The 5,819-nt window shown below is 67.0% G+C and carries 5 protein-coding genes and 1 pseudogene; 5 read left to right on the forward strand and 1 reads right to left on the reverse strand.

Annotated elements, in window-relative coordinates; genetic code table 11:
- The 5 genes from WAN71_RS21985 to WAN71_RS22005 all read left to right on the forward strand — a co-directional run.
- Positions 1-657 (forward strand): WYL domain-containing protein (locus tag WAN71_RS21985; protein ID WP_422227355.1); only part of this gene is annotated, 657 nt, incomplete at its 5' end.
- Between the two features lie 50 nt (positions 658-707).
- Positions 708-950: a Sec-independent protein translocase subunit TatA gene (gene tatA / locus WAN71_RS21990; RefSeq protein WP_422227356.1), complete on the forward strand. Its 243-nt coding sequence runs from the start codon at positions 708-710 to the stop codon at positions 948-950.
- A 39-nt stretch (positions 951-989) separates the two neighbouring features.
- Positions 990-1,925: a twin-arginine translocase subunit TatC gene (gene tatC / locus WAN71_RS21995; RefSeq protein ID WP_422227357.1), complete on the forward strand. Its 936-nt coding sequence runs from the start codon at positions 990-992 to the stop codon at positions 1,923-1,925.
- Between the two features lie 28 nt (positions 1,926-1,953).
- Positions 1,954-4,740 (forward strand): DEAD/DEAH box helicase, encoded by a 2,787-nt coding sequence (locus WAN71_RS22000; RefSeq protein ID WP_422227359.1) that lies wholly within the window; start codon positions 1,954-1,956, stop codon positions 4,738-4,740.
- Between the two features lie 76 nt (positions 4,741-4,816).
- A complete protein-coding gene (locus WAN71_RS22005; protein ID WP_422227358.1) occupies positions 4,817-5,584 on the forward strand; it encodes a DUF4333 domain-containing protein in 768 nt (255 codons plus the stop codon).
- A 4-nt stretch (positions 5,585-5,588) separates the two neighbouring features.
- Here the strand turns inward: WAN71_RS22005 and WAN71_RS22010 are convergent.
- Positions 5,589-5,819: pseudogene (locus WAN71_RS22010) on the reverse strand (flap endonuclease); the annotation flags it as partial.

Here is a 5,819-nt window from a genome sequence, read left to right on the forward strand (position 1 = left end):
GTCGATCCGCGCGCAGCACGCAGCGCGATCGCCAAAATCGAGGCGGCGGCCGGGGCCGCCGGACACGGAGCTGACGTCGCTGCGGTCGACGAGCCGGCACCAGTCGAGAGTCAGGCCGCCGCGGCGGTGCGTGCCGCTGTCCTTGACAATCGGGCGCTGACCATCGACTACTACGCCGCCTCGCACGACACGCTGTCCACCCGGATCGTCGACCCGATCCGGATCGTGTTGGTCGGCGACCACAGCTATCTGGAGGCATGGTCGCGGGAGGCCGAAGGAGTGCGGCTGTTCCGGTTCGACCGGATCGTCGACGCCAGCGTGCTTGACGAGCCGTCGGCGGCGCCGCAACCCGCGGTCCAGGCGCTGCCGGACACCTCGCTGTTCGACGCCGATCCATCGCTGCCGTCGGCGACGCTGCGGCTCGCGCCGGCGGCGTCGTGGATGTTCGAGTACTACCCGATGCGTCTGCTGCGCGAGCTCCCCGATGGTTACTGCGAGGCGGCAATGACGTATGCCTCCGAAGAGTGGATGGCCCGGCAAGTGCTGGGTCTGGGGTCGGCCGTCGGTGTTCTGGCGCCGGAGTCGCTGGCCAATCGGGTGCGCGACGCCGCCGCGGCCGCACTCGAGTCCTACCAGGCCGCGGCGCGCTCCGGCTAGTCGCACGGCCGCTGCGGTAGCATCGTGGGGACGTCTGGAGGTAATTAAAGGTGAACGCTCTTACCCCGGGACACCTGGCGATCATTGCGGTCCTGTTGGTCGTTCTATTCGGTGCCAATAGGCTCCCCGGCGCGGCGCGCTCGCTGGGCAAGTCGTTGCGGATCTTCAAGTCTGAGGTCCGCGAACTGCAGAACGACAGCAAGCCGGACACATCCGTCGCGCCGCCCGCGGCAGCCCAGCCGGTTCAGTCCGAGCGGGTCGACCCGCCGGCGACTGACGGACGCTCGGCCTAGCCTGGCATCGCAGCCACGGCGCCCGAGCGCCTACTCACCGTGCGCAGCACCGGTCTATTCAGGCGGCTAGATCCGCGACTCCGTCGCAGCCGCACCAACCCCGACGGGACCATGTCGCTCGTCGACCATCTCACCGAACTGCGCGCTCGGCTGCTGATCTCGCTGGCGATGATCGCGGTCACCACGGCGGTGGGGTTCATCTGGTATTCGCACTCGCTGTTCGGGATGGAAAGCCTGGGCGAATGGCTTCGACACCCATACTGCTCGCTGCCGCCGTCGGCGCGGGCGAGTATCAGCGCCGACGGCCAGTGCCGGTTGCTGGCCACCGCACCGTTCGACCAGTTCATGCTGCGGCTGAAGGTCGGGCTGACTGCTGGAGTCGTGCTGGCTTGCCCGATGTGGTTCTACCAACTCTGGGCATTCATCACGCCGGGGTTGTACAAGAAGGAGCGCCGCTTCGCGGTGGCGTTCGTCGTCCCGGCGGCCACGTTGTTCGTCACCGGCGCGGTGCTCGCTTATCTGGTGCTGTCCAAGGCATTGCATTTCCTGCTCACCGTCGGCAGCGACGTGCAGGTGACTGCGTTGTCCGGCGACCGGTATTTCGGCTTTCTGATCAACCTGCTGTTGGTCTTCGGTATCAGCTTCGAGTTCCCGCTGCTGATCGTGATGCTCAACTTCGTCGGCGTGCTGAGCTACGTTCGACTGCGGTCCTGGCGACGCGGCTTGATCTTCGTGATGTTCGTGTTCGCAGCGGTTTTCACGCCGGGTTCCGACCCGTTCTCGATGACGGCTCTGGGTCTGGCGCTGACGCTGCTGCTGGAATTGGCCATCCAGATCGCCCGGGTGCACGACAAACGGAAAGCCAAACGCGAAGCGCTGAGCGCTATCGCCGACGACGACGCCTCGGTGATCGACCCGCCATCGGCGGTTGGTGCACCGTCGGGCATCGCCGGACCTCATGACGACGTCACCTGACCGCGCCGCGACGATGCAGAGCGAAGCGATGGGGAGGAGCGGCGCAGATGACACCGCCCCCGCCGCCGGCGAATTGGCCCGGTTCGCTGCGGAATTGGCGTTCGGACTCGACGGCTTTCAGCAGCAGGCCTGTTCGGCACTGGAAAGCGGCCACGGGGTTCTGGTGTGCGCGCCGACCGGAGCCGGTAAGACCGTCGTCGGCGAGTTCGCGGTGCATCTGGCACTCGCGGCCGGCGGCAAATGTTTTTACACCACGCCGCTGAAGGCGCTGAGCAACCAGAAGCACAGCGATTTCGTGGCCCGCTACGGCAAAGACCAGATCGGATTGCTCACCGGCGATTTGTCGGTCAACGCCAACGCCCCGGTCGTGGTGATGACCACCGAAGTGTTGCGCAACATGCTTTACGCTGATTCGCCGGTGCTGCAAGGACTTTCCTATGTGGTGATGGATGAAGTGCATTTCCTCGCCGACCGGATGCGTGGTGCGGTGTGGGAAGAGGTCATCCTGCATCTGCCCGATGAGGTGCGCCTGGTCAGTCTGTCGGCGACGGTGAGCAACGCCGAGGAATTCGGCGGCTGGATCCAGACCGTGCGCGGCGACACGACGGTGGTCGTCGACGACCACCGACCGGTCCCGCTGTGGCAGCACATGCTGGTGGGCAAACGCATCTTCGACCTGTTCGACTATGACGCCGACGGCGCGGGCAACCAGCGGCAGCCGATCGTCGATCCAAATCTGTTGCGCCACATCGCCAATCGTCGCGAGGCCGATCGGCTCTCGGACTGGCGTGGCCCGCGCCGGCAGGCGGGAAGGGGAGGACGGCCTGGCCGGCCGAGTTTTTACCGACCACCGTCTCGGCCCGACGTGATTGCCATGCTCGACTCCGAGGGCCTGCTGCCGGCGATCACCTTTGTGTTCTCTCGGGTCGGTTGCGACGCCGCGGTCGGGCAGTGCCTGCGGTCGTCGTTGCGGCTGACCACCGAGGAGGACCGGGCGCAGATCGCTGAGGTGATCGACCACCGCTGCGGCGATCTGCAGGATTCCGATTTGGCCGTGCTCGGCTACTACGACTGGCGCGAAGGGCTGCTGCGCGGGATCGCTGCCCACCACGCCGGACTGTTGCCGGTGTTCCGGCACACCGTCGAGGAGCTGTTCACCGCCGGGCTGATCAAGGCCGTCTTCGCCACCGAAACGCTGGCGCTTGGCATCAACATGCCGGCGCGCACCGTGGTGCTGGAACGGCTGGTGAAGTTCAACGGCGAGGAACACCTCCCGCTGACACCGGGGGAGTACACCCAGCTCACCGGGCGGGCCGGCAGGCGGGGCATCGACGTCGAAGGTCATGCCGTGGTGCTCTGGCATCCCGGTGAAGACACCAGTGAACCGGCCGAAGTCGCGGGTTTGGCCTCTACCCGCACCTTCCCGCTGCGCAGTTCGTTCGCCCCGTCGTACAACATGACGATCAACTTGGTGAACCGGGTGGGCCCCGAGCAGGCACACCGGTTGCTGGAGCAGTCGTTCGCTCAATATCAGGCCGACCGATCGGTGGTAAGCCTGGTCCGCGGCGTGGAGCGCGGACAGCAGATGCTCGACGAGGTCGCAGCCGAGTTCGGTGGAAGCGATGCGCCGATCCTCGACTATGCCCGGCTGCGGGAGGAGATCAGCCAGCACGAGCGCGCTCAGGCCCGCGCATCGCGACTGCAGCGCCGGCAGGCGGTCAACGATGCGCTCGCGGCGCTGCGCCGCGGCGACATCATCACGATCACACACGGCCGACGGGGCGGTCTGGCGGTTGTGCTGGAACCCGCCCGCGACAGCGACGACCCGCGGCCGTTGGTTTTGACCGAAAACCGTTGGGCCGGGCGGATTTCGTCGGCTGACTATTCCGGCGGATCGGCGCCGGTGGGGTCGATGACGTTGCCCAAGCGGGTCGAACACCGACAACCGCGGGTCCGCCGCGATCTGGCATCGGCGCTACGTTCGGCCGCTGCGGGATTGTCGGTTCCCGGTGACCGCCGCGGCAAGCGCACCGAGAGCCACGATCTGGACCCCGAGCTGGTGTCGCTACGTGAGCAGATGCGTCGTCACCCGGTCCACCGCGAACCCGATCGGGAGGCCCAAGTTCGGTTGGCTGAGCGCTATTTACGCATCGAGCGCGACAACGCTGCTTTGGAAAAGAAGGTGGCCGCCGCCACCAATTCGTTGGCCCGCACCTTCGACCGGATCGTCGGGTTGCTCACCGAACGCGGATTTATCCGGGCCACCGAAGGTGACCCCGCGGTGACCGACGACGGGCGGCTGCTGGCCCGGATCTACAGTGAGAGCGACCTTTTGGTGGCCGAATGCCTGCGCACCGGCGCGTGGACCGGTCTGCGGGACGCCGAGTTGGCCGCCGTGCTTTCAGCGGTGTTGTACGAGTCGCGGGGCGCGGACGGCCCGGGGCCGCCGCGAATCGCGGAGGTGCCGACTGCGCAGTTACGGCAGGCGCTGCACCGAACGCGGCGATTGTCGGCAGAGTTACGCGCCGACGAACAGCGGCACCGCATCACGCTGAGCCGTGAGCCCGACGACGGCTTCGTCGCAGCCATCTACCGCTGGGCCAGCACTGCGGACCTCGTCGCCGCATTGGCCGCCGCTGACTCCGAGGGCACCGGTTCATCGCTGTCGCCCGGGGATTTCGTGCGCTGGTGTCGGCAGGTGCTCGATTTGCTGGACCAGGTTCGCAACGCCGCTCCCCAACCCGAGCTGCGGGCAACTGCGAAGCGCGCGATCGACGCCATTCGGCGCGGCGTCGTAGCAGTTGACGCCGGGTAGGCTGAGCCGGAGCTACGGTTGCATTCTCGGCGACCGATACGAGGACTGCAACCAGGACTGAGAGGACAGACACACGATGAGCGGACCGCAGGGGCCCGACCCGACGAAACCGTGGCAGCCCCCGCAGGGTGAAGGTCAGCAATCCAGCGAGGAACCGACCCAGCACGCGTCACCCTGGCAGCAGCCATCCGGCGAGCAGACTTGGCAGGCGCCCATCGGTGAACAACCGACTTGGCATGCACCCGCGTACACGCCCACCGAATACGGGCAGTACCAGCAGCCGCCCACGCAGTACTATCCGCCGTCCCAGCCATTCCCGCAGCCCACGGGCTACCCCCAGCAGGACCAGTACGGCGCCCAGACCAGCCAGTACGCGCCACCTGGGCAGTACGGCCAGCCCGGCCAATACTCGCAGCCGGGCCCGTACGGCCAACCTGGGCAGTACGGCCAACCCGGGCAGTACGGCCAATACCCGGGGCCCTACGGCCAGCCTCCAGCCGGCCCGAAGCGGTCGCGGGCGGTGATCGGCACGGTGGTCGGCGTCTTCGCCGCAATCCTGGTCGGGGTCGTATTGGTGCTGGGCTTCTGGGAGCCCGGGTTCTTTGTGACCACCAAGCTGGACGTCAGCAAGGCCCAGGCCGGTGTGCAGCAGATCCTCACCGACAACACCAACGGCTACGGGGCGAAGAACGTCAAAGACGTCAAGTGCAACAACGGCCAGAACCCGACGGTCAAAAAAGGCAGCAGCTTCGACTGCGACGTCAGCATCGACGGCACCAAGCGTCAGGTGACGGTGACCTTCCAGGACAACAAGGGCACCTACGAGGTCGGCCGGCCTAAGTAACGGGTCACGACGACGGTAGCGCGTCGAGCGCTTTCTGCAGCCGCGCAATCGATGACCCGACCCCGAGCCGAGTCGCCAGCTTCGCGGTCCGCGTCGGGTCGGCCGCCACCAGCGGCACCGCATCGGTCGGCGTCGAGAGCGTGACCGGCGCATCGGTGGCCACCCGCACCACCGGGCCGGCGGCTTCGATGTAGTCAGCGGCGTTGCGCAGCTTGGTCCGCACGCCCTTGGACAG

This window comes from Mycobacterium sp., assembly GCF_049280035.1.
GTDB lineage: Bacteria > Actinomycetota > Actinomycetes > Mycobacteriales > Mycobacteriaceae > Mycobacterium.

Excerpts from the sequence above, each read along its gene's own strand:
- WAN71_RS22000 (WP_422227359.1), top strand. The coding sequence starts at position 1,954 with ATGGGGAGGAGCGGCGCAGATGACACCGCCCCCGCCGCCGGCGAATTG.
- WAN71_RS22005 (WP_422227358.1), top strand. The coding sequence starts at position 4,817 with ATGAGCGGACCGCAGGGGCCCGACCCGACGAAACCGTGGCAGCCCCCG.